The organism is Streptomyces sp. BHT-5-2 (assembly GCF_019774615.1).
Lineage (GTDB): Bacteria > Actinomycetota > Actinomycetes > Streptomycetales > Streptomycetaceae > Streptomyces.
In genome coordinates this window covers 1,160,859-1,183,725 of sequence record NZ_CP081496.1, presented here as the reverse complement: position 1 = coordinate 1,183,725, position 22,867 = coordinate 1,160,859, and the positions used below count along the sequence as shown (strand labels likewise).

24 protein-coding genes are annotated in these 22,867 nt (G+C 72.1%); 14 read left to right on the top strand and 10 right to left on the bottom strand.

Features of this window, described 5'->3' with window-relative positions:
- Window positions 1–398: 398 nt before the first annotated feature.
- Both K2224_RS05140 and K2224_RS05135 read right to left on the bottom strand, forming a co-directional pair.
- A complete protein-coding gene (locus K2224_RS05140) occupies window positions 399–734 on the bottom strand; it encodes a YnfA family protein (RefSeq protein WP_221905456.1) in 336 nt (111 codons plus the stop codon).
- A 201-nt stretch (window positions 735–935) separates the two neighbouring features.
- Entirely contained in the window at window positions 936–2,567 is a 1,632-nt protein-coding gene (locus K2224_RS05135; protein ID WP_221905455.1) for an FAD-dependent oxidoreductase, read from the bottom strand.
- Between the two features lie 100 nt (window positions 2,568–2,667).
- Between K2224_RS05135 and K2224_RS05130 the strand changes: the two genes are divergently transcribed.
- Window positions 2,668–3,366, top strand: coding sequence for a TetR family transcriptional regulator (locus tag K2224_RS05130; protein ID WP_221905454.1), 699 nt, complete (start codon window positions 2,668–2,670; stop codon window positions 3,364–3,366).
- A gap of 110 nt (window positions 3,367–3,476) precedes the next feature.
- Here K2224_RS05130 and K2224_RS05125 read toward each other — a convergent pair whose 3' ends face one another.
- Complete coding sequence (locus K2224_RS05125) at window positions 3,477–3,887, bottom strand: MazG-like family protein (RefSeq protein ID WP_221905453.1); 411 nt, start codon at window positions 3,885–3,887, stop codon at window positions 3,477–3,479.
- A gap of 146 nt (window positions 3,888–4,033) precedes the next feature.
- On the opposite strand from K2224_RS05125, the gene K2224_RS05120 reads away from it, so the two are divergent.
- The 3 genes from K2224_RS05120 (at window position 4,034) to K2224_RS05110 (ending at window position 5,853) form a co-directional block, all read left to right on the top strand.
- Window positions 4,034–4,588, top strand: a complete 555-nt coding sequence (locus K2224_RS05120) for a cupin domain-containing protein (protein ID WP_221905452.1) — start codon at window positions 4,034–4,036, stop codon at window positions 4,586–4,588.
- Between the two features lie 18 nt (window positions 4,589–4,606).
- Window positions 4,607–4,936, top strand: coding sequence for a hypothetical protein (locus K2224_RS05115; protein ID WP_221905451.1), 330 nt, complete (start codon window positions 4,607–4,609; stop codon window positions 4,934–4,936).
- A 98-nt stretch (window positions 4,937–5,034) separates the two neighbouring features.
- Window positions 5,035–5,853 carry an SDR family NAD(P)-dependent oxidoreductase gene (locus tag K2224_RS05110; protein WP_221905450.1) on the top strand — a complete coding sequence of 273 codons (819 nt, stop codon included), beginning with the start codon at window positions 5,035–5,037 and terminating at the stop codon, window positions 5,851–5,853.
- Window positions 5,854–6,056: 203 nt separating this feature from the next.
- On the opposite strand, the gene K2224_RS05105 is transcribed toward K2224_RS05110, so the two are convergent.
- Window positions 6,057–6,650 carry a hypothetical protein gene (locus tag K2224_RS05105; protein ID WP_221905449.1) on the bottom strand — a complete coding sequence of 198 codons (594 nt, stop codon included), beginning with the start codon at window positions 6,648–6,650 and terminating at the stop codon, window positions 6,057–6,059.
- Window positions 6,651–6,987: 337 nt separating this feature from the next.
- On the opposite strand from K2224_RS05105, the gene hemL reads away from it, so the two are divergent.
- The 7 genes from hemL (at window position 6,988) to ccsB (ending at window position 14,833) form a co-directional block, all read left to right on the top strand.
- Complete coding sequence (hemL, locus tag K2224_RS05100) at window positions 6,988–8,295, top strand: glutamate-1-semialdehyde 2,1-aminomutase (protein ID WP_221905448.1); 1,308 nt, start codon at window positions 6,988–6,990, stop codon at window positions 8,293–8,295.
- 35 nt (window positions 8,296–8,330) lie between these two features.
- Window positions 8,331–9,026 carry a histidine phosphatase family protein gene (locus K2224_RS05095; RefSeq protein WP_221905447.1) on the top strand — a complete coding sequence of 232 codons (696 nt, stop codon included), beginning with the start codon at window positions 8,331–8,333 and terminating at the stop codon, window positions 9,024–9,026.
- A gap of 144 nt (window positions 9,027–9,170) precedes the next feature.
- A complete protein-coding gene (locus K2224_RS05090; RefSeq protein WP_221905446.1) occupies window positions 9,171–10,391 on the top strand; it encodes a hypothetical protein in 1,221 nt (406 codons plus the stop codon).
- A gap of 137 nt (window positions 10,392–10,528) precedes the next feature.
- Window positions 10,529–11,143, top strand: a complete 615-nt coding sequence (locus K2224_RS05085; protein WP_221905445.1) for a TlpA disulfide reductase family protein — start codon at window positions 10,529–10,531, stop codon at window positions 11,141–11,143.
- A gap of 4 nt (window positions 11,144–11,147) precedes the next feature.
- Window positions 11,148–11,912: a cytochrome c biogenesis CcdA family protein gene (locus tag K2224_RS05080; RefSeq protein WP_221905444.1), complete on the top strand. Its 765-nt coding sequence runs from the start codon at window positions 11,148–11,150 to the stop codon at window positions 11,910–11,912.
- Window positions 11,913–11,915: 3 nt separating this feature from the next.
- On the top strand, window positions 11,916–13,745 hold the full coding sequence (locus tag K2224_RS05075) for a cytochrome c biogenesis protein ResB (protein ID WP_221905443.1): 1,830 nt from the start codon (window positions 11,916–11,918) through the stop codon (window positions 13,743–13,745).
- A complete protein-coding gene (gene ccsB / locus K2224_RS05070) occupies window positions 13,742–14,833 on the top strand; it encodes a c-type cytochrome biogenesis protein CcsB (RefSeq protein ID WP_221905442.1) in 1,092 nt (363 codons plus the stop codon). The genes K2224_RS05075 and ccsB overlap by 4 nt, the downstream gene beginning before the upstream one ends.
- Window positions 14,834–14,930: 97 nt before the next feature.
- Here the strand turns inward: ccsB and K2224_RS05065 are convergent, their stop codons facing one another.
- The 4 genes from K2224_RS05065 to K2224_RS05050 form a co-directional block, all read right to left on the bottom strand.
- Window positions 14,931–16,358 (bottom strand): alkaline phosphatase family protein, encoded by a 1,428-nt coding sequence (locus tag K2224_RS05065; RefSeq protein ID WP_221905441.1) that lies wholly within the window; start codon window positions 16,356–16,358, stop codon window positions 14,931–14,933.
- A gap of 422 nt (window positions 16,359–16,780) precedes the next feature.
- Window positions 16,781–17,395, bottom strand: coding sequence for a DUF4291 domain-containing protein (locus K2224_RS05060; protein ID WP_221905440.1), 615 nt, complete (start codon window positions 17,393–17,395; stop codon window positions 16,781–16,783).
- 108 nt (window positions 17,396–17,503) lie between these two features.
- On the bottom strand, window positions 17,504–18,079 hold the full coding sequence (locus K2224_RS05055) for a nucleoside deaminase (protein ID WP_313904751.1): 576 nt from the start codon (window positions 18,077–18,079) through the stop codon (window positions 17,504–17,506).
- Window positions 18,080–18,146: 67 nt separating this feature from the next.
- On the bottom strand, window positions 18,147–18,572 hold the full coding sequence (locus tag K2224_RS05050; protein ID WP_221905439.1) for a PLD nuclease N-terminal domain-containing protein: 426 nt from the start codon (window positions 18,570–18,572) through the stop codon (window positions 18,147–18,149).
- Between the two features lie 87 nt (window positions 18,573–18,659).
- Here K2224_RS05050 and K2224_RS05045 point away from each other — a divergent pair, with 87 nt between their 5' ends.
- Complete coding sequence (locus tag K2224_RS05045) at window positions 18,660–20,114, top strand: menaquinone biosynthesis decarboxylase (protein WP_221905438.1); 1,455 nt, start codon at window positions 18,660–18,662, stop codon at window positions 20,112–20,114.
- A gap of 73 nt (window positions 20,115–20,187) precedes the next feature.
- Window positions 20,188–21,090: a menaquinone biosynthesis prenyltransferase MqnP gene (gene mqnP, locus K2224_RS05040; protein ID WP_221905437.1), complete on the top strand. Its 903-nt coding sequence runs from the start codon at window positions 20,188–20,190 to the stop codon at window positions 21,088–21,090.
- Window positions 21,091–21,208: 118 nt separating this feature from the next.
- Here the strand turns inward: mqnP and K2224_RS05035 are convergent, their stop codons facing one another.
- Window positions 21,209–21,814, bottom strand: coding sequence for a rhomboid family intramembrane serine protease (locus K2224_RS05035; RefSeq protein WP_221905436.1), 606 nt, complete (start codon window positions 21,812–21,814; stop codon window positions 21,209–21,211).
- Between the two features lie 111 nt (window positions 21,815–21,925).
- Here K2224_RS05035 and K2224_RS05030 point away from each other — a divergent pair, with 111 nt between their 5' ends.
- Window positions 21,926–22,648: a UbiX family flavin prenyltransferase gene (locus K2224_RS05030; protein WP_221905435.1), complete on the top strand. Its 723-nt coding sequence runs from the start codon at window positions 21,926–21,928 to the stop codon at window positions 22,646–22,648.
- On the opposite strand, the gene K2224_RS40215 is transcribed toward K2224_RS05030, so the two are convergent.
- A complete protein-coding gene (locus tag K2224_RS40215) occupies window positions 22,645–22,779 on the bottom strand; it encodes a hypothetical protein (protein WP_260693515.1) in 135 nt (44 codons plus the stop codon). The genes K2224_RS05030 and K2224_RS40215 overlap by 4 nt on opposite strands.
- Window positions 22,780–22,867: the final 88 nt, after the last annotated feature.

Genomic DNA, 22,867 nt, shown 5'->3' with positions numbered 1-22,867 from the left:
CTCCCTTTACACGGTGCGTGTGCGAACAGTGAGCCGTGGTACGGCTCGTGAGCCGTGATGCAGCTCAGGAACCATGGTGCGGTTCGAGAACCGGTGTCGTTCGAGAACCGCGGTGCCGTTGGTGAACCGGTGCCGTTCGTGAATCCGACGGTTCCGTGAACTCGGTGTGGTTCGTGGAGCCGATGTGGTTCGCGAAGCTGTTGCGGTTCGAGAGCCTGGTGCGGTTCACGAACCTGGAGTGGTCCCTGAGCGGTGGTGCGGGTGTTGCGGATGATGCGTGTGCGGCCAGGATATGCAACGGGGGATGGTGAGTTGGCGGCCGGAGGGGGCCGGGGCCGGCCTGGCGGGTCCGGCCGGCGCGGGGCGCGGGGACGTGCCTGCCCGAGGCCGGTCGGGCTTCAGCGGCCGCGCGGGGCGTACATGATCACGGCCATGCCGACCAGGCAGATCAGCGCGCCGAGGACGTCCCAGCGGTCGGGGCGGTAGCCGTCCGCGACCATGCCCCAGGCCAGCGACCCCGCCACGAACACCCCGCCGTACGCGGCGAGGATCCGGCCGAAGTGGGCGTCCGGCTGGAGCGTCGCGACGAAGCCGTAGATCCCCAGGGCCACCACCCCGGCGCCGATCCACGCCCACCCACGGTGCTCCCGCGCCCCTTGCCACACGAGCCACGCACCGCCGATCTCGAAGAGCGCGGCGACGACGAACAGAACTGCGGACCGGGCGATGAGCATGCCGCTCAGCGTAAGGAGACGGGCCGGGGCGAGCGAGGCCAGGGGACGCCGAGGCGCGGCCGGGTCACCGAGCCGGGTCGCCGGGGCCGCGACCGACGACGGGAGGCAGGGCGGTCGGCGGTGACGGGCGCCGGGTGACGCCTGACGGTGACGGGCGGCCGGGGCCGGCGGCGGACCAGGCAGGGGTCGGCCACCGGCGGTTCATATCTGTGCGGCAGGGCGCACGGGCTCATGTGGGGCCGGGGCTGCGGCGGGGACGGGGACGGCCGGAGAGCCGGTCCAGTGGGCCAGGGCGGTGCGGAGCGCCTCGGCACGCTCGGCGGGGGCGACGGCATCGGTGGCCCAGGCGATATGGCCGTCGGGGCGGACCAGGAGGGCCGTCCGCCGTCCGCTCGCCCAGGACGCGGTGACGACCCGGTCGGGCGCGGCCGACGGGCGAGCGCCCTCCGTAAGCTCCGGCGACAGCTCGTCCTTCGGGGCTATCAGGACGAACCTGCCCTTCCGGAGCAGTTCGTACAGCCGCGCGCCGCCCGCGAGGCGGATGTCGGGGGCGCGCCGGCCGGCCAGCCGATGGGCACCCCGCCCGGCCGGATAGGCGATGTCGATACCGGAGACACGGCCGATGGCGCGCCGGGACAGCGGCCGCACCCGCGTCAGGAGCTGCCCGCCGAGGTGGCGCAGTGCCCGGCCCGGCGCGGAGCGCATCAGCGCGACCCTGAGGATGGCGCCGCTGCTGCGCAGCACCGCCCTGCCGACCGGGTGGCGCTCGTCCTGATAGCTGTCCAGCAGGCCGTCGGGGGCGTGGCCGTTGACCGTCGCCGCCAGCTTCCAGCCGAGGTTGGCCGCGTCCTGGAGGCCCGCGTTCATCCCCTGGCCGCCGGCCGGGGAGTGGACGTGCGCGGCGTCGCCGGCGAGGAAGACCCGGCCGACGCGGTAGGCGGGTGCCTGTCGCTCGTCGCTGTGGAAGCGCGAGATCCACCGGGCGTCGTGCATGCCGTAGTCGGTGCCGAAGGCGAGCCGGGTGACCTCGCGGACCTCGTCGAGATCGACGGGCGCGTCGTCGTCGGCCCGGGCATGGCGGCTCCAGCCGATGACGCGGTACCAGCCGTCGCCGAACGAGCCGATCAGCGCGAAGGAGTCACCCTGGGCGTTGACCGTGAACGGGGACTCGGGCGTCCGGGCCAGCCGGACGTCGGCGAGGACGACGGACCGGATGACCGCCTTGCCGGGGAAGGGCAGCCCGATCGCCTCGCGCACCGCACTGCGGGCGCCGTCCGTGCCCACCACATAGGCGGCACGGAGGCTCCGCGCCCCCTCGGTGGACCCCTCGGCCGCGTCCTCGACCGTACGGAAGTGCACCGTCGCCCCGTCCGCGTCCTGATCGAGGCCCAGCACCTCCGATCCGTACCGGAAGGTGACGCCGGCCTGTCGGGCGCGCCGCAGCAGCAGCCGCTCGACCTCGTACTGCGGCGTTATCAGGACCAGGGGGAAGCGGCTGCGGAGCTGGTCCGCGGGGAGGGTCGCGCCCCCGAACACCTGGAGGGCGGGGAGGCGGTGGCCGCCGGCGATCAGCTCGTCGGCGAGCCCGCGGGCGTCCAACTGCTCCAGGGAACGGGCGTGCACGGCAAGCGCCCGGCTGAGATTGCTGGTGGTGTCGTCGCGCCGCTCCAGGAGCGTGACGGCGAGGCCGGCCTCGGCGAGATCACCGGCGAGCAGCAGGCCGGTCGGGCCGGCGCCGACGACGATCACGTCCGCCTCCCGGCCGGGACGTGGGCCGCCGTCGGTGTCGGTGTCGTCGCGGGTGACTTCCGGCTTGCGGTCGAGAGCATCCATGATTACCGCCTCCTGCCAACGCATGTTGGTCAACGCTTGTTGGCAAGCCTACGACCCGCGCAACTCGCATGTCAACGCCCGTTGGCCTACCTTTGTTGGCATGGTCGAACGCGATCCTTCCCCCGCCCCCGCCCCCGCCGCCGGTCGCGCCGGTGCCCGTTCGCGCACTCCCGCGGCCCGTCCCGAGATCGACGCCGGGCCGCCCCCGGTCGCCGCCGAGGCCCCCGACGCCGGCACCCACCCGCGCCCCCGCCGCTCCGACGCCACCCGCGCCGCGATCCTCGCCGCCGCCCGGGACCGCTTCGCCGCCGACGGCTACGAACGCGCCACCATCCGCGCCATCGCACGGGACGCGGGCATCGACCCGTCGATGGTGATGCGCTACTACGGCAACAAGGAGGGCCTCTTCGCCGCCGCCTCGGAGATCGATCTGCGGGCCCCGGACCTCACCAAGGTCCCGCCGGAGGAGCGCGGCGCCCGGCTCGTGCGCCACTTCGTCGAGCTGTGGGAGAGCGACGAGACGCTGACGGCGATGATGCGCGTCGGCGTCACCAACGAGGCGGGCGCCGAACGCATGCGGCAGATCTTCGCCGGGCAGGTGCGCCCGCTGCTCGACGCGGTCTGCGCGGTACCGGAGGAGGCGCCGAGCCGCGCCGCCCTGATCGGGTCGCAGATCCTGGGCCTGGCACTGTGCCGCTACGTCCTGCGCATCCCGCCCGCCGCCGAATTCACCCATGACGAACTCGTCGCCTGGCTGGCGCCCACCATCCAGCGCTACATGACGGCGGAACGGCCGTAGCGGGGAGGGGCGGTCACGGCGAGCGGCCCGTACCGAGCCGGATGCCTGGGGCCGACCCCTGAGCCGGGGCATGGGCCGGGGGCCTGAGCCGGGAGCCCGTACCGAAGGGTTCAGGGCGAGGCGGCCCCCGGCACCCGCTCGGCGACCCGCCGCAGATGGCCCGCGAAGACCTGCCGCGCCTCGGGCGTCAGCGTCCGCAGCGCCACCATCGCCGTCACGATCACATCGCACAGCTCCGCATGGACGTCGTCCCAGGTGTGGCTGCGCCCCTTGCGCGGATTCTGGCCGGTGGCCCCAATGACGGCCTGGGCGACCTCGCCCGCCTCCTCGGAGAGTTTGAGGAGGCGCAGCAGCCGCTCCTGCTCCGCCGGGAGCACGCTCTCCCGGTCGAGCCAGCCGACGAGCACGTCGATGGTGTCCCAGGGGGCCGTGTCAGTAGGAGAGGCGGGCGAAGGGCCGGGAAAAGCAGGGGAGTTGGCGGACGTGGCGGTAACCGGGGAGGCGGTGTCGGGATCGGACATGGCCCGATTCTGCCGCTCGTTCCGCGTTCTGGGCCTCTCCCGCCCCTAGGGTGAGGCGGCAACCGGCCAACAGGCGGCAGCCGCCCGGCCGGTGGACCGGCGGACCGCCCCACGGCACGGCGGACGAGCGGAAGGCGGCCAGACGGATGGACGAGCACCCCGCGATGCCCCGGGACCGGTTCCCGCAGGAGCTGATCGCCTTCTACGGACTGACCCGGCTGCCCCGTGAAGGCGGCTGGTACCGGCCTACCTGGGCCGGGCCGGAACGGCCGGACGGGCGGCCGGAGGGCTCGGCGATCGTGATGCTGCTGACCGCCGAGCCGGGCGTCTTCTCCGCGCTGCACCGGTTGCCGACCGACGAGATCTGGCACTTCTACCGGGGCGATCCGCTCACCCTGTTCCTGCTCACCGAGGCCGGTGACGCGGGTGGCGGGACCGGCGCGGGTGACACGGCCGGCGCCGGGGCCGCCCGTACGGCCGTCCTCGGCCCGGACGTCCTGGCCGGCCAGCATGTGCAGTTCACGGTGCCGGCCGGCACCTGGATGGCCGCCGAGGTCGCCGCCGGCGGTTCCTGGACGCTCTTCGGCTGCACGATGGCGCCCGGCTTCACCTTCGAGGACTACGAGCACGGGGAGGCGGGGCGGCTGGCCGCGCGGTTCCCGCGGGAGGCGGCGCGGATCGGGGCGCTGAGCCGGGCATGACAGTGGTGCGGACCCCTCATGAGCCGAACGGTGGGGAAGTGGGCGGTACTTCCGAACGGGACGGTGAGCAGGGCGGATTCGGCCAGACCGCCCCTCCAACCGGGTCGGCGCACACCGACCCCGCAAACCGGGGAGGCCGGGAAACCGGAGGGGAGCGGGAAGGCGCGGGAGGCAGAGGAGACGAGGGAGACAGGGGAGACGGGCAAGGCAGAGAAGAGGGAGAAGACCGAGAAGACCGAGAAGACCGAGAAGAGGGGGCGGGCCAAGGACACCGTGGAGCTGGGGGAGGCGGCGGACGCGGGATCGACGGGAGCGCCGAGATCGACGGGAGAGCTGGTATCGCCGTGACAGGCGGGGGCGACGGAACAGGCGGGGGAGTCAGCCGAGGCAGTCGAGACAACCGAGACGGTCGAGACGGTCGAGACAGGGACGCACCCGGGCGGTCCGTGGCGGCTGTCACCCGCCCCGTCGCTTCCTCCCACCCTCAGCTCCCCGATCTTTCCGGGCAGGTGGTGCTGGTCACCGGGGCGTCGGGTGGGATCGGGCGGGGGATCGCGTTGCGGTTCGCCGCGGCCGGCGCGGACGTGGTGGTGCACTACCGGTCCGGGGCCGCGGCCGCGCGGGCGCTGGTCGAGGAGATCGAGCAGATCGGGGAACTCGGGCAGGGCGGCGGGAGCGCCCTCGCGCTGCGCGCCGACCTCGCCGTGGAGGAGGAGTGCCACCGGCTGGTGGCGGAGGCGGCCGCCTGGCGCGGCCGGCTGACCGCACTGGTCAACAACGCGGGCGTGCAGCCCACCCAGGAGCTGGCCGGGATGTCGCTCGCCGACTGGCGGGCCGTCGCCGACCCCAACGTGCACAGCGTCTTCGCCTGCACCCAGGCCGCGGTGCCGGTGCTGCGCGAGGCCGGCGGCGGATCGGTGACCCATGTCGCCTCGATCGAGGCGGACCGCCCGGCGCCGCGGCACGCCCACTACTGCGCGTCCAAGGCGGCGGTGGTGATGCACGCCCGAGCGGCGGCCCTGGAGTACGGGCCGTACGGGATCCGCGTCAACAGCGTCTCGCCGGGACTGATCGCCCGGCCCGGCCTGGCCGAGGACTGGCCGGAGGGGGTGGCCCGCTGGCAACGGGCGGCGCCCACCGGCCGGTTGGGGCGCCCCGAGGACATCGGCGACGCCTGCGTCTTCCTCGCCTCGCCGATGGCCTCCTGGATCACCGGCCACGATCTCGTCGTCGACGGCGGGGTCTCGGCCCGCCCGACATGGTGAGCCGCGCCCCCGCCGCCGACCTCGCCTGCCTGATCACCCCGCCCGACCCGAACCGATCGAACCCCGACCCGAACCGAGCGGACCGTAGGCCCAGCCGGTCGTTCCCCGGCCCGACGAGCCGGAGTCGGCCCACCAGGCAGCCGCCGACGAACGCACCGCCCCGCCTTGCCCGGTTGCCCCTCGGCTCCCCTGCTCCCCGGCCGTTACGGCCACACCAGGCAGTAAGCCTGGTGTCCCGCCTCGTGGAGGCGGTGGGAGAAGTCCTGCCACTCGTGGAGGAGCTGGTAGACGCTGAAGGCGTCGCGGGGGCCGCCGCGGTCGGGGACGGTGGACCAGATGAAGGCGGCCGCGCCGACGGACTCCTCGCCTACGCCGCGCAGCGGGTCGACCACGGTCATGGGGAGCTTGACGACGGCGTAGTCGGGGTGGAGGACGACCAGCTCCAGCGGGGGGACCTTGTGCAGCGGTATGCCCTCTATACCGGTGAGGACCATGGCGGCCATGGTCTCCGGCTTGATCTTGGTGAACATGCCGCCCATGCCGAGCTCGTCGCCGCCGAGTTCCTCGGGGCGCATCGAGATCGGGACCCGGGCGGCAGTGGCACCGTTGGGCGCACCGAAGTACTTGTACGTCACCCCCATGCGGCCGCCCCTGTTTTCCCCGCCCGTAATGCTCTCGGTGCCCTTGCGCCGGTCGTCGCCGAGGTTCTCCGCTCCCTCGCGCCGGTGACGGCCGCGCTGGGCGCGCTCGGGACCCCGGTCATTGGTTCCCTCGCCCAGTTCGCCACCGCGATGCATATCTCCACCCGACCACTCGCAGCCTCAGCCGCGCAACCCGATCATCGTCTCAGAGACCTCCCCCGTCACCGGCGCGTGAAACGCCCGGCCGCACGCCCCCGTGCGCCTCTGAGACCATTGCTTGCGTGACTTACTCGTACGACGCCCCAGTTTCGCAGACGCGCGGGGGCTGACGCCCGGTCGCGAGCGAGAGGAACGAAAAAGAAACCAAGAGGGAATGAAGGGGAATCGCACGGGCGGGCCGGGTGGTCCGCGGGGCGATTCCCGCACCGCTGTCAGCCGGGCCGTGTCCGCGCGCCGCCGCCCTCCTCCCCCGTATACGCAGGTCAGGATCCCCGTGTCTTTTCCTTATGAAGCCCCTGTTTCGCAGTCGCTGTTCGACCGCGCGTCCGTGGTGACGCCCGGCGGCGTGAACTCTCCGGTGCGGGCGTTCCGCGCCGTGGGCGGTACGCCCCGGTTCATGGTGTCCGGCACCGGTCCGTACCTCACCGATGCCGATGGCCGCGAGTACGTCGACCTGGTGTGTTCGTGGGGACCGATGATTCTCGGCCACTCGCACCCCGAGGTGATCGCCGCGGTCCAGGAGGCGGTCGCCCGCGGGACGTCCTTCGGGACGCCCGGTGCCGGCGAGGTCGAGCTGGCCGAGGAGATCGTGGCCCGGATCGCGCCCGTCGAGCAGGTGCGCCTGGTCTCGTCCGGCACCGAGGCGACGATGTCGGCGATCCGGCTGGCGCGCGGGTTCACCGGCCGGGCCAAGGTGGTCAAGTTCGCCGGCTGCTACCACGGGCACGTGGACGCGCTGCTGGCCGCGGCCGGTTCGGGCGTGGCGACGTTCGGGCTGCCGGACACCCCCGGGGTGACGGGTGCGCAGGCCGGCGACACCCTCGTGCTGCCGTACAACGACCTGGCCGCCGTCCGTGCCGCGTTCGCCGCGCACGAGGGCGAGATCGCCTGCGTGATCACCGAGGCGTCACCGGGCAACATGGGCGTCGTCCCGCCGCTGCCCGGCTTCAACCAGGGCCTGGCGGACCTCTGCCGGGAGAACGGCGCGCTCTACGTCTCCGACGAGGTCATGACCGGCTTCCGGGTCAGCCGGGCCGGCTGGTACGGCATCGACGGGGTCCGCCCGGACCTGATGACGTTCGGCAAGGTCATGGGCGGCGGCTTCCCGGCGGCGGCCTTCGGCGGCCGGGCCGACGTCATGGCGCACCTCGCCCCGGCCGGGCCGGTGTACCAGGCGGGCACGCTGTCGGGGAACCCGATCGCCACCGCCGCCGGTGTCGCACAGCTGCGGCTGCTGGACGACGCCGCCTACGAGAAGGTCGACGCGGTCTCCGCCGAGATCCGCGGGCTGGTCACCGCGGCGCTGGCCAAGGAGGGCGTGGCGCACCGGCTCCAGGTCGCCGGGAACATGTTCTCGGTGTTCTTCACGGACGCCGAGGTGACGGACTACGAGGCGGCCAAGGCGCAGGAGTCGTTCCGCTTCACCGCCTTCTTCCACTCGATGCTGGCGCAGGGCGTCTACCTCCCGCCGTCCGCGTTCGAGTCGTGGTTCGTCTCGACCGCGCACGACGACGCGGCCGTCGAGCGGATCGCCGCCGCGCTGCCGGCCGCCGCCCGGGCCGCCGCGGAGGCGACGGCATGAGCGGTAGCGGTGCCACGGAGCGGAGGACGGGCGAGATGAGCAGTGGCGGGACCGGTGGTGACGAGATCACCGTCGTCCATCTGATGCGGCACGGCGAGGTGCACAACCCCGAGGGTGTGCTCTACGGGCGCCGACCCGGTTACCACCTCTCCGACCTGGGCCGGAAGATGGCCGACCAGGTCGCCGAGCACCTCGCGGACCGGGACATCACGCATGTGGTGGCCTCGCCGCTGGAGCGTGCGCAGGAGACCGCGGCGCCGATCGCCGGGGCGCACGGCCTGGAGATCGCCACCGACGAGCGGCTGATCGAGGCGGCCAACGTCTTCGAGGGCAAGACCTTCGGGGTGGGCGACGGTGCGCTGAAGAAGCCGGGGAACTGGAAGTACCTGACCAACCCGTTCCGGCCCTCGTGGGGCGAGCCGTACATCGAGCAGGTCGTGCGGATGATGGCGGCGCTCGGCGCGGCCCGGGACGCGGCCCGCGGCCACGAGGCGGTGGCGGTCAGCCACCAGCTGCCGATCTGGATCGTGCGCAGCTTCGCCGAGCGGCGGCGGCTGTGGCACGACCCGCGGAAGCGGCAGTGCACCCTGGCCTCGCTGACGTCGTTCACCTTCCACGGCGACAAGATCATCTCGGTGGGGTACAGCGAACCGGCGCGTGACCTGGTCCCCGCCCACCTGCTGGCCGGCGCCAAGCCGGCCAAGGGGAAGTCCAAGGCATTCGGGGCCTGACGAGGTGTCAGGTGGCGAAATGTCAAATTCGCCGGAAATGAAAAATTCGGGCCTATAGCACGGAACCACGCCGTCCGACACTCCCTCTTCGAAGATGTCCGAATTTATGGATATCGAGTTCGAGTACGGATGGGGAACGACGTCATGGGCGCGATCAGTCGGCGGGGTCTGCTGGGGATGGGAGTGGGGGCGGCCGCCGCCCTGGGCGTCGCCGGGTGTGCCTCCTCCAAGCAGGACGGTGCGGGGGGCCGGCGGGTCGAGGACGCGGCGCCGGCCCACCCCAAGCCCATAGGCGACGGCTCGACCGCCGACTCCGGCAAGCAGCCGCACCAGCCCGGCGCGCCCGAGCGGCTGGAGCCGGGGCAGACCCCGCCGCAGTTCGTGATCTTCTCCTGGGACGGGGCGGGAGAGGTCGGCAACGGCCTCTTCCCGCGCTTCCGCAAGCTCGCCAAGGACCACGGCGCGGCGATGACCTTCTTCCTCTCCGGGCTGTACCTGCTGCCCGAGGCGAAGAAGCACCTCTACCTCCCGCCGAACAACAAGCCCGGCGCCTCCGACATCGGCTACCTCAGCGACGGGCACATACGCGCAACCCTCAACAACGTCCGCCAGGCGTGGCTCGACGGGCACGAGATAGGCACCCACTTCAACGGCCACTTCTGCACCGGCCGCGGCAGCGTCAAGCACTGGACGCCCGCGCAGTGGCAGTCCGAGATAGACCAGGCCATGGCCTTCGTCACCAAGTGGCGCACCAACACCGGCTTCCGGGACGCCGAACCGCTGCCGTTCGACTACCGCAAGGAACTCGTCGGCGGCCGCACCCCCTGCCTGCTCGGCCAGGACAACCTGCTGCCCACCGCCCGCAAGCTGGGCTGGCGCTACGACGCCAGCTCGCCCGGCGGCCGCCAGGTGTGGCCCCGCAAGAAGAACGGCATCTGGGACTACCCGCTCCAGCAGATACCGTTCCCCGGCCACTCCTTCGAGGTGCTCTCGATGGACTACAACATCCTGGCCAACCAGTCCAAGAACTCCACCAAGGCGCCGCCGGCCAACTACCCGGGCTGGCGCAAGCAGGCCAGCGAGGCGTACATATCCGGCTTCCGGCGGGCCTACGAGACCAACCGCGCGCCGTTCTTCATCGGCAACCACTTCGAGCAGTGGAACGGCGGCATCTACATGGACGCCGTCGAGGAGGCCCTCAAGCACATCGCCGACGACAAGCGCAAGGACGTCCGGCTGGTCTCCTTCCGGCAGTTCACCGACTGGCTCGACGCCCAGGACCCGCGGATCGTCCGCAAGCTGCAGGGGATGGGCGTCGGCCAGCGGCCGGCCGGCGGCTGGCAGGGATTCCTCTCCCAGGTCTGACCGCCGGGCACCCCCAAGGCCCGCGGGGCGCACCGGAAGATACCGTTCCGCAGGGCCTGACATGCACCTTCGTCCGGGGCGCGACGGGGCGAGGGGGGCGCGGAAGATCCGTAATCGGCCCATGCGAAACTTTTCACATGAGTGACAGCCGCGCCCTCCGCCGCCTCACCAGTCGCCGCCGTCTCGCCCTGTACGCCGCGGGAGCGGCGGCCGCCTCGCTGACGCTGAGCGCCTGCGGCGACGGTGCCGCCGGAGGCTCGGCGCAGACCCGCTTCGTCCAGGGCAAGAACGGTGTCGACACCGTCAAGCCCGACGAGCGGCAGCCGGCGCCCGAACTGTCCGGCGAGACCACCACCGGCAAGCACCTGGACGTCGCCGCCTACAAGGGCAAGGTCGTCGTCGTCAACGTCTGGGGATCGTGGTGCGGCCCCTGCATCGCCGAGGCCCCCAACTTCGCCAAGGTCGCGAACGAGGTCAAGGACAAGGGCGTCCAGTTCGTCGGGATCAACACCCGTGACGCCGAGAAGTCGCAGGCCACCGAGTTCGAGTCGGAGCACAAGGTGCCCTACCCGAGCCTGTTCGACCCCACCGGCAAGCTGATGCTGCGCTTCCCCAAGGGCAGCCTCAACCCGCAGTCGATCCCCTCCACCATCGCCATCGACCGGCAGGGCCGGATCGCCGCACGGTCGATCGGCCCGCTCGCCGAGGACGACCTGCGCAAGATGGTCGACCCGCTGATCGCCGAGAAGTGATCGCGTGATCGCGCTCGCCGCCACCGCAGCGGAGAACCAGACCGTCCTCAGCGGCGCCCTGATCGCGGCCGTCCCGGTGGCCCTCTTCGCCGGCCTGGTCTCGTTCTTCTCGCCCTGCGTCCTGCCCCTCGTCCCCGGCTACATGTCCTACGTCACCGGCGTCACCGGCACCGACCTCGCCGACGCCCGGCGCGGCCGGATGCTGGCCGGCGCCGGCCTCTTCGTCCTCGGCTTCACCGCCGTCTTCGTCTCCGGCGGCGCCCTCTTCGGCTTCTTCGGCAAGACCCTCCAGGACTACAAGGACGTCATCTCGCGCGTCCTGGGCGTGCTGATGATCCTGCTCGGGCTGGCCTTCGCCGGCGTCCTGAAGCGGTTCGGCCAGCGCGAAGTGCGGTTCCACAAGAAGCCCGCGATGGGGCTGGCCGGCGCGCCGGTGCTCGGCGTGCTCTTCGGTGTCGGCTGGACGCCCTGCCTCGGCCCCACCCTCACCGCCGTCAACACCCTCTCCTTCTACGACGCCAGCGCCGGCCGCGGCGCGCTGCTCACCGTCGCGTACTGCCTGGGCCTGGGGCTGCCGTTCATCGCGGTGGCGCTCGCCTTCCGCCGGATGCTCGGCGCCTTCGGCTGGGTCAAGCGGCACTACGTCTGGGTGATGAGGGCCGGCGGGGGCATGATGATCGCCCTCGGCGTCCTTCTCCTCACAGGTGTCTGGGACATCCTGATGTCCCAGCTGCAGAGCTGGACGCAAAGCATCACCGTTGGGATCTGATTGATGTCCACCAAGACCGACGCCCCGGACGAGCCGGGCGCCACCGCCGACGAGAGCGGTGATCTCGGCGCCGCCGGATCCCAGCTCAGCACCGCGCCCAAGGAGGACGTCTCCCTCCCCTCGCTCGGCCCGATCGGCTGGGTGCGCTGGTTCTGGCGCCAGCTGACCTCCATGCGGGTCGCGCTGCTGCTGCTCTTCCTGCTGTCCATCGGCGCGATCCCCGGCTCGCTGATCCCGCAGACCAGCATCGACCCGGTCAAGGTCGACGCGTTCAAGGAGAAGCACGCCACCCTCGCCGAGGTCTACGACAAGCTGGGGATGTTCCACGTCTACAGCTCGGTGTGGTTCTCGGCGATCTACCTGCTGCTGTTCATCTCGCTGATCGGCTGCATCGTGCCGCGCGCCTGGCAGTTCGTCGGGCAGCTCCGCGGCCGCCCGCCGGCCGCCCCGCGCCGGCTGACCCGGCTGCCCGCGTACACCACCTGGCACACCGACGCGCGGCCCGAGCAGGTCCTGGACGCCGCCGAGCGGATGCTCCGGAAGCGGCGCTTCCGGATCCGCCGGGAGGGCACCGCGGTCGCCTCCGAGAAGGGCTATCTGCGCGAGGCCGGCAACCTCCTCTTCCACGTCGCGCTGATCGTGATGCTGGTGGCGTTCGCCGTCGGCGGCCTGTGGAAGTCCGAGGGCGGCAAGCTGGTCACCGAGGGCGACGGCTTCTCCAACAGCCTCACCCAGTACGACGACTTCTCCTCCGGCCCGTTCTTCGACACCGACACCATGGAGCCGTTCGGCTTCACCATGGACTCCTTCGACGCGACCTACGAGCGGACCGGCCCGCAGAAGGGCACCCCCCGCACCTTCCGCGCCAACATCACCTACTTCACCGGCGCGGACGGCACCGAGCACAAGAAGTCGATCGAGGTGAACACCCCGCTCGACATCGCCGGCAACAAGGTCTACCTGCTCTCGCACGGCTACGCGCCGGTCGTCACCGTCAAGGACGGCCGCGGCAAGGTCGTCTACCACGGCGCGGTGCCCTTCCTCCCGCAGGACCCGAAGAACTTCACCTCCTCCGGCGTGGTGAAGGTCCCCGGCGCACAGAACAAGGACGGCAAGCGCAACCAGCTCGGCTTCCAGGCGCTGTTCGTCCCGACCTTCGGCGGCAAGAACTCCGGGTCGATGTTCTCCCAGTTCCCCGCCCCGGACTTCCCCGTCCTGTCGGTGAACGCCTGGCACGGCGACCTCGGCATGGACTCCGGCCTGCCGCAGAACGTCTACCAGCTCGACACCAAGCGCCTGACGCAGTACAAGGACGCCAGCGGCGACTTCTTCAAGAAGATGCTGCTGCCCAAGGACCGGGCGGCACAGATGCTCGGCCACACAGGCGCCAGGCTGACGCCCGAGCAGCTCGCGGCCGAGTCCACGATGAACCTCCCCGACGGGGACGGCTCCATCACCTTCGAGGGCATCAAGACCTGGGCCAGCTTCAAGATCGCCCACCAGCCCGGCAACGGCCTCGCGCTGACCGGCGCGGTCTGCGCCCTGCTCGGCCTCGCCGCCTCGCTGTTCATCCAGCGGCGCCGGGTCTGGGTCCGCGCCGAGCGCGCCGACGACAGCGGCGTCACCGTCGTCGAGATGGCCGGCCTCGGCCGCAGCGAGTCGGCCCGGGTGGCGGAGGAACTCGCCGCCCTCGCGGCCGAGCTGACCCCCGGCGCCCCCCTCGCCTCGCCCGCCGCCGACACCGCGGACGGTCCCGGCACGTCCGCCGAAGACCCGACGGAGCCGTCCGACTCTGCCGATCCTGCTGATCCCTCCGAAGGAGCGCGCGCGTGAATCTCGCTGCCGCAGCCAACGAGACACTGGCCCACTACAGCAACGTGCTGGTCTACTCGGCGATGGCCGTCTACACCCTCGCCTTCATCGCCCACATGGCCGAGTGGGTGTTCGGCAGCCGCAGCAAGGTCGGCCGGACCTCGGCCGCCCTGACCACCGCGGGCGGCGCGGCCGCCGCGGCCCCCGTCCGGACCGCGGCCGCCGGCGGCACCGGCACCGCCGTCCTGGAGCGCCCCAAGGTCGTCACCCGGTCCGTGGCCGGCGGCCCTGACGTCCCCGACGGCCCCGGCGCGCACGGCGGCACCGAGAAGGGCGACCTCTACGGCCGGATCGCGATCTCGCTGACCGTCCTGGCCTGGGCGCTGCACGTCGGCGGCATCGTCACCCGCGCCGTGTCGGTGCAGCGTGCCCCCTGGGGCAACATGTACGAGTTCTCCACGACCCTGGGCGGGGCCGCGGTGACGGCCTACCTCGTCCTGCTGCTGCTCAAGAAGAACGTCCGCTGGCTCGGCCTGCCGCTGGTCACCACCGTCCTGCTCGACCTGGGCCTGGCCGTCAGCGTCCTGTACACCGCCAGCGACCAGCTGGTGCCGGCGCTGCACTCGTACTGGCTGTGGATCCACGTCTCCTGCGCGATCCTCTCCGGCGCGGTGCTCTACCTCGGCGCGGTCGCGAGCGTGCTCTTCCTCTTCCGCGACCGCCACGAGGCCAAGCTCGCCGACCCGGACGGCAAGCAGCCCGGCGCCTTCGCCACCTCGGTCCTCACCCGGCTGCCCTCGGCCGCCTCGCTCGACAAGTTCGCCTACCGCGTCAACGCCACCGTCTTCCCGCTGTGGACGTTCACCATCATCGCGGGCGCCATCTGGGCCGAGGCCGCCTGGGGCCGCTACTGGGGCTGGGACCCCAAGGAGGTCTGGTCCTTCATCACCTGGGTCGCCTACGCCTGCTACCTGCACGCCCGGGCCACCGTCGGCTGGAAGGGCCGCAAGGCCGCCTGGCTGGGTGTGATCGCCTTCGTCTGCTACCTCTTCAACTACTTCATCGTGAACATCTTCGTCACCGGCCTGCACTCCTACGCCGGCGTCTGAGCCCGCCCGACCCGCAACACACCGGTGCCGTACGCACCGGCCTCATGAACGAGGCCGGTCCGTACGGCACCGTCGTGTGTACGGGAGCCGCCCCGCCTCAGCGCCGCCTGCGCCGGCCGGGCTCCTGGTGCGGCGGCTTCTGGGCCGCCCCCGGCAGCGTCGGCTTCTTCAGGTGCGCCACCTCCCACCGCGCCTCGGCCAGCTGCTCGGCGGTGTTCCGCGGCAGCCGCGGCGGGCGGTGCGCCGGCGACCGGAAGCCGAACGCCGACGTCAGGTCGCCGAACGTCGCCCGCCGCCAGTCGCTGATGTTGGGCTCGGTCACGCCCGTGAAGCGCTCCAGGAACTGCAGCACCGAGGTGTGGTCGAAGGCGTCGCCGGCCGCCCAGCCGCCCACCGTCCAGGGAGAGACGATCAGGCAGGGGACCCGGAAGCCGGCCCCGATCGGCAGGCCGCCGACGAACTCGTTCCGCGTCCCGGCCGGTGCCACCGGCGGCGGCACATGGTCGAAGAGGCCGTCGTTCTCGTCGTAGTTCAGGATGAAGGCGGTCTTGGCCCACACCTTCGGGTTCGCGGCGATCGCCTCGATCTTCTTGGCCACGAAGTCGGCGCCGGCCGCCGGCAGGTAGTCCGGGTGCTCCGACTGGTAGCTGGTGGGGATGATCCAGGAGACCGCCGGCAGCCGGTCGTTGCGGGCGTCCTCCTCGAAGGCGTCGGCCGGCCCCGGCCGCACCCCCCTCTCGTACAGCGGGCTGCCCGGCTTGGCGTCCCGGAACGTCTGGAACTGCTCCAGCAGGTTGCAGCCGTAGTCGTCCTCCTCCTGGTACACCTTCCAGCTGATGCCGGCCGCCTGGAGCCGCTCCGCGTACGTCGTCCAGCGGTACGGCTTGGGCGCGGTGTTGTTCAGGACCGGGCCGCCGTGGGTGCCGCCCGGGTCGAGGGTGCCGGTCATCCAGTACAGCCGGTTGGGCCAGGTCGGCCCGAAGACCGAGCAGAAGTAGTTGTCGCAGAGGGTGAACGCCTCGGCGAGGGCGAACTGGAAGGGGATGTCCTCGCGGGTGTGGTAGCCCATCACGTACGGGCCGTTGACGCCGTCGGCCTTGCGGTGCGCGGGCAGCCAGCGGTCCATCTTGCCGCCGTGCCACGCCTCGTGCTGGACCGACCAGGCGTGGCTGGTGGAGGGGATGGCCTGGGCGCTGGAGGTGTGGGTGTTCAGACGGAACGGCAGCAGATAGCCGTCGGGGTTCTCCGGGTCCGGCTGGTAGAAGACGGACCGCCCGGTGGAGAGGGTGAGCGCGTCCGGGTCGGCGAAGCCGCGGACGCCGCGCAGGGTGCCGAAGTAGTGATCGAAAGAACGGTTCTCCTGCATCAGCAGGACGACGTGCTCGATGTCGCGCAGTGAGCCGTGACGCGGGGGACCGGCGGCGACGGCCTTCTGGACGCTGGGCGGCAGCAACGACAGCGCGGCCGTGCCACCGATCGCCCCGGCCGCCGAGCCGAGGAGTCTGCGTCGGGTCATATCCGGCATGAATGCCACTCTCCCTGAGTCGCGTGCGGCCTCGGTGGGCCGTCCCGACTGTGGCGGCGGGGCAGTTTCCCGGGCAGGGGGAGGTTGCTGAACGCTGAGTCAAATGGCCGTGAACAGACCAGAGTTGGCCGACCGGTCCTACGTTCCGTACGTCGCCTGCGGCAGCGCCCGACCGGCCGATCACGACCCCGGCTACGCCTTTGTGGCGATTGACGGGGACACGCCGCTTACGTCCGGGAGTTCCCCCGGGTGCCGGGCACGGGCGCCGGGCGGCGCCGGGGGCGGCCACTCCCATGGCGCACTTCGCCCGGCGGCGGGCCCCCGCCCGCCGGTTCCGCCGCACGGTAGCGGACCCCCATGGCGCGCCTCAACAGCGGCCGGGCCCGGGCGGGATGGCCGGAAGCCGCCGCAACCCCGCCGGCTCAGCACAGCTGTGCCAGGGCCTCCTCCGGGGCGGGGTAGGGGCGCTCGTCGGGGAGCAGGGCCCGGGCGGCGGCGTCGTCGCCGGCGCGGACCAGGGCGTGGATCTGCCGGGCCAGCGGCGTCACATCGCGGATGGCGACCGTCCACTCGTCCGCGTAGGCCCGCGCCAGGTCGCCGGACAGGCCGAGCTGGAGGGAGCGGTGGGGGAGCGGCCGGAGGTGCAGATCGCGCTCGGGGTCCCACTGGACCCGGGCCGGGGAGTGCCGCAGCGCGCGCTGCCAGGCGTCGCGGTCCGGGTGCAGCCCGGGGACGTAGTGCGACAGGCAGGCCCGGCGCAGCGCCCGGTCGAAGCCCTCGCGGCTGATCTCGACGGCCAGGACCGTCTCCTGGTCGGCCTTGGCGGCCCAGCCGCAGCGGTACATCATCCACAGGAACGACGGCTTGATCCACGTCATCCGGTCGCGCTTCCAGGCGGCGGGGAAGTGGCCGTCCCGCGCGGCGGGCAGGCCCAGCGACGGCGCGTACGCCTGATAGACGGTGACGGTGTCCGCGGTGTGCAGCGCCCGGATGCGGCGGGGCGGCTCGGGGGCGGCGGTGGTGGTGCCGGTGCTCATGGCGGCCCATCCTGCCCCCGGCCGGGCGCCGCCGGCCACCGGATTACCCGCCGCCGCGAGCTGCGGCGGGCAGGCGGGCGGGCGGGCCGGGCGGCGGCCGGCCCGGTCTCAGAGCCCGCCGATGTCCTCCTGCCACAGTTCCGGCCGCGCCCCGATGAAGTCGCGCATCATCGCCGCGCACGCCGGATCGTCCAGCAGCACGATCCGCACGCCGTGCCGGGCCAGCCAGTCGTGGCCGCCGTGGAACGTCCGGGACTCGCCGATCACCACCCGGGAGATACCGAACTGGCGCACCAGTCCGCTGCACAGCCAGCACGGCGAGAGCGTGGTGACCATCGTCGTGCCGCGGTAGTCGCGCTGCCGCCCGGCCGCCCGGAACGCCGCGATCTCGGCGTGCAGCGCGGGATCGCCGTCCTGGACGCGGCGGTTGCGCCCGCGCCCCCACAGCGTGCCGTCCGGCCCGTAGAGCGCCGCCCCGATGGGGATGCCGCCCTCGGCCAGCCCCGCCCGCGCCTCCTCGACGGCGGCGGCGAGCATGGCGCGGGCCTGCTCCTGGAGGTGTGCGGGGTCGCCGGAGGCGTCGTGACGGCCGTCCACGCGGCCGTAGCCGCGGACGGCGTCGCGGTCCCGCCCCCACGCCCGCGTCCGGTCCTGATCCGGTGCCCGATCCGGTGCCTGGTCCATGCCGGTACTCTTCCCGCCCGGCCGGGGACCGGCAACGGGGGCTGGGCCGGACGGGCCTGACGGTGGATCAGGAAGCGGTGGGCGGGGTGTCCTCGGGCCCCTCGGCCTCCCGGCGGCGCAGCTCCTCCTCGCGGCGCCGCAGATCGGCCTCCCAGTCCTTCAGCAGCGCCTCGTCCTTCTTGTTCTCCTCGCGCAGCGACCGCAGGAACTCCGGATTGTCGTCCGGCGCCACCCATGCCGCCCGGGGCTTCGCGCCGTGGTTGCGGTGCCACTCGGAGGGCGTGCTGCCCCGGCCGCCCGCCACCCGGTGGCGTTCCTTGCCCGCCACCAGCCAGGCGACCGGCCCGATCAGCACCTCGCCGAAGAGCAGGATGATCAGCACCCAGACCACTTTGGGCAGGCCGCGGACCTGCGACTCGGGGGTGTTGACGCAGTCGACGAAGGCGTAGATCCACAGTGCCAGCACCAGTAGGAACGGCAGATACCTGAGCATTGCGGATGGTCCCCCTGCACGCATGGGCGGGCCCTTCGGCGGGCCCCGTGACCCGTACAGGGTAGTGCGTACCGGATACTGGGGCGTATGGCTTACGACGATCTTCGCTCCCTGCTGCGGGCCCTGGAGCGCGAGGGCGACCTGACGCGCATCAAGGCCGAGGTCGACCCGTATCTGGAGGTCGGCGAGATCGTGGACCGGGTGCAGAAGGCCGGCGGTCCGGCGCTGCTCTTCGAGAACGTCAAGGGCTCCTCGATGCCGCTGGCGATGAACGTCTACGGCACCGACCGCCGGCTGCTGAAGGCCCTCGGCCTCACGTCGTACGGGGAGATCAGCGAGAAGATCGGCGGGCTGCTCAGGCCCGAGCTGCCGCACGGCTTCGTCGGCGTCCGCGAGGCGTTCGGCAAGCTCGCGAACATGACGCACGTCCCGCCGAAGAGGGTCAAGGGCGACGCGCCCGTCCAGGAGGTCGTGCTCACCGGCGACGACGTCGACCTGGAGAAGCTGCCCGCGCTGTTCACCTGGCCCAAGGACGGCGGCTCCTTCTTCAACCTCGGCCTGACCCACACCAAGCACCCCGAGACCGGCGTCCGCAACCTCGGCCTCTACCGCCTCCAGCGCCACGACGCGCGCACCATCGGGATGCACTGGCAGATCCACAAGGACAGCCGCAACCACTACCAGGTCGCCGCCCGGCGCGGCGAGCGACTGCCGGTCGCCATCGCCTTCGGCTGCCCGCCGGCCGTCACCTACGCCTCGACCGCCCCGCTGCCCGGCGACATCGACGAGTACCTCTTCGCCGGCTTCCTCCAGGGCAAGCGGATCGAGATGGTGGACTGCAAGACCGTCCCGCTCCAGGTCCCGGCCCACGCCGAGGTCGTCATCGAGGGCTGGCTGGAACCCGGCGAGATGCTGCCGGAGGGGCCGTTCGGCGACCACACCGGCTTCTACACGCCGCAGGAGCCCTTCCCGGCGCTGAAGATCGACTGTGTGACGATGCGGAAGCGCCCGCTGCTCCAGTCGATCGTGGTGGGCCGCCCGCCGACCGAGGACGGGCCGCTGGGCCGGGCCACCGAGCGGTTCTTCCTCCCGCTCCTCAAGATCATCGTGCCGGACATCGTGGACTACCACCTCCCCGAGTCCGGCGGCTTCCACAACTGCGCGATCGTCTCGATCGACAAGAAGTACCCCAAGCACGCCCAGAAGGTGATGCACGCCATCTGGGGCGCCCACATGATGTCGCTGACCAAGCTGATCGTGGTGGTCGACGCGGACTGCGACGTGCACGACCTCCACGAGGTCTCCTGGCGGGCGCTGGGCAACACCGACTACGCCCGCGACCTGACCGTCGTCGAAGGCCCCGTCGACCACCTCGACCACGCCTCCTACCAGCAGTTCTGGGGCGGCAAGGCGGGCATCGACGCCACCCGGAAGTGGCCCGAGGAGGGCTACACCCGCGACGGCGGCTGGCCGGACATGGTCGAGTCGGACCCGAGGACCGCGGCGCTGGTCGACCGCCGCTGGAAGGAGTACGGGCTGTGAGCGAGCCTGGCGAGCGAACCATCAAGAGGTGCGCGCCGCGCGCATGCGGGGCCGAGCGCGGCGAGGTTTCGGCATGAGCGCAACTGCCGCCGCGGTACCGCAGCCGGGACGGACGCGGGCCTTTCTCCGGCTCGTCGTCATCGAGCACTCGGTCTTCGCGCTGCCCTTCGCCTACATCGCGGCCTTCACCGCGATGCACCAGCTGGACCGGCACGTCCACTGGCTCCGGCTGCTGCTCGTCACCGTCGCGATGGTCGGCCTGCGCACCTTCGCGATGGCCGTCAACCGCATCATCGACCGGGAGATCGACGCCCGTAACCCGCGCACGGCCGGCCGCGAGCTGGTCACCGGCGCGGTGTCGGTCCGGTCCGCCTGGACCGGCGCGCTGGTCGCCGTGGTGGTCTTCCTGGGCGCGGCCGCGCTGCTCAACCCGCTGTGCCTGGCGCTGGCGCCGGTCGCCGTCGTGCCGATGGTGGTCTACCCCTACGGCAAGCGCTTCACCAACTTCCCGCACGCGATCCTCGGCCTGGCCCAGGCGATGGCCCCGGTCGGCGCCTGGATCGCGATCACCGGCGCCTGGTCCTGGGAGTCGGTGATCCTCGGCCTGGCGGTCGGCATCTGGATCGGCGGCTTCGACCTGATCTACGCCTGCCAGGACGTCGAGGCGGACCGCGAGAACGGCGTGCTGTCCGTCCCGGCCCGCTTCGGTGTGCCGGGCGCGCTGTGGGGCGCCCGCTGGTGCCATGTCGTGACCACCGCGCTGCTGGCGTGGTACGGCGTCGCCATCGGCGCCGGGGTCTTCTTCTGGGCCGGGCTGGTGATCGTGGCGGTGGCCTTCTGCTACGAGCACGCGATCGTGCGGCCGCACGACACCTCGCGGCTCAACCGGGCGTTCTTCCAGGTCAACAGCTTCATCGGCATCGCGCTGTTCGTCTGCGCGCTGCTCGATCTCTTCGTCCGCGGCCTGACGCCCTGACGCTCCGACGGCCGGGCGGGGCCGGACGGCTCCGCCCGCCGTGGTCCGTGTCAGGCGTTGAGGTCCAGGACACGGACTGCTTCTCCACCCCATCGCCCGTACCCGCGGGCCTTCGCGATTACGGGACGGGCCCGACAACGGCGCCGGCCGCCCGCACCGCCCGCCTCCGCTCGCGCAGTACGAACGCCGCCAGCACCCCGCCGACCAGCCCGAACAGATGGGCCTGCCAGCTGATCCCGCTCTCCGTGGGCAGCGCGCCCCACAGGATCGAGCCGTAGACCAGGCCGACGCCCAGCCCTATCCCGATGTCCAGCAGCTTGCGCTCGATGAAGCCGCGGACCAGCAGGTATCCGAAGAGCCCGAAGACGACGCCGGAGGCGCCCGCGGTGTTGCTGTGCGGCGGGGCGGTCAGCCAGACGCCCAGCCCGCTGACGACGATGATCGTCAGCACGGCGGCGAGGAACCGGCGGATCCCGCTGCGCAGCGCGGCGACGAAGCCCAGCACCAGCAGCGGGAGGGTGTTGGCCGCCAGGTGGCCGAAGCCGAAGTGCAGGAAGGCGGCGGGCACCACGTCGACCAGCTCGGCGGGATCGCGGGGTTGGATGCCGAAGGCGTCCAGGGCGTGGCCGCTGAGGGTGTCGACGCCCTCCAGGACCCACAGCAGCGCCACCCAGCCCAGCATCAACATCAGCGCGGGCCGGGCCCGTGCGGTGCGTGGTGTCATCTGAAGGCCCCCTCGTCGTCGGCGTCCGCGGTCCCGCTCCCGGCATCACACCGGCGCACAGGTAGTAACGGTCGTGACGGCCCCGCCGGTTCCGCCGGATAGGCTCGATCCGTGGAGCCGCCGCACAACAACGACACCAGCAAGCAGGACCCGGGGCGCCGCCCGTGGGTCGTGGGGATCTCCGGCGCGTCCGGGACGCCGTATGCCGCGTCCGTGGTGCGCGGGTTGCTCGCGGCCGGGGAGGCGGTGGATCTCATCGTCAGCCGGGCCTCGCGGCTGACCCTCCTGGACGAGACGGGGATCGCCTTCCGGGACGCGCACTGGCGCAGCGACCTCAGGGAGTGGCTGGCGCGCGGCGCGGACGGCAAGCCGGACACCTTCCGGGTGGGCGAGGAGGCGCTGGCGGCGGTCCGGCACTGGCCGGCCGGGGATCTGGCGGCGGGCCCGTCGTCGGGTTCGTATCCGGTGAAGGGGATGCTGATCGTCCCGGCGAGCACGGCGTGTGTGGCCGGGGTGGCGCTCGGGCTGTCGAAGGACCTGCTGCAGCGGGTGGCGAGCGTGACGCTCAAGGAGCGGCGGCCACTGGTCGTCGCGGTGCGGGAGACCCCGCTGAACGGGCCGACGCTGAAGCATCTGGTGGCGCTGGACGAGGCGGGCGCCGTGGTGCTGCCCGCCTCTCCGGCGTTCTACGCGGGTGCGACGCACATCCAGGATCTGGTGGACTTCGTCGCGGGCCGGGTGCTCGATGCGGCGGGCGTGCCGCACGGGCTGTACCGGCGGTGGGAAGGGGAGCTCGGGGGCGGCTCCAAGGGGGAGGCCCCGAAGGCTCGTTAGCGCTTCTTGGCGGCGGCGCGGCCCAGGCGGCGCCGGGCCCGCGAGGTGGCGGGCTGCTGGGCGGCACGAGAACGATTGGCCTGGTCCTGCATCTCACGCATGCGGGCGTAGGCCATCTCGATCGAGTACACGGTGACAACTCCTGTTGAAAGATCGTCCTTGATCATTCTGACTGAATCACAGGGTCGAAGCCCTGTATGCCTTAGATTCTACATGCAG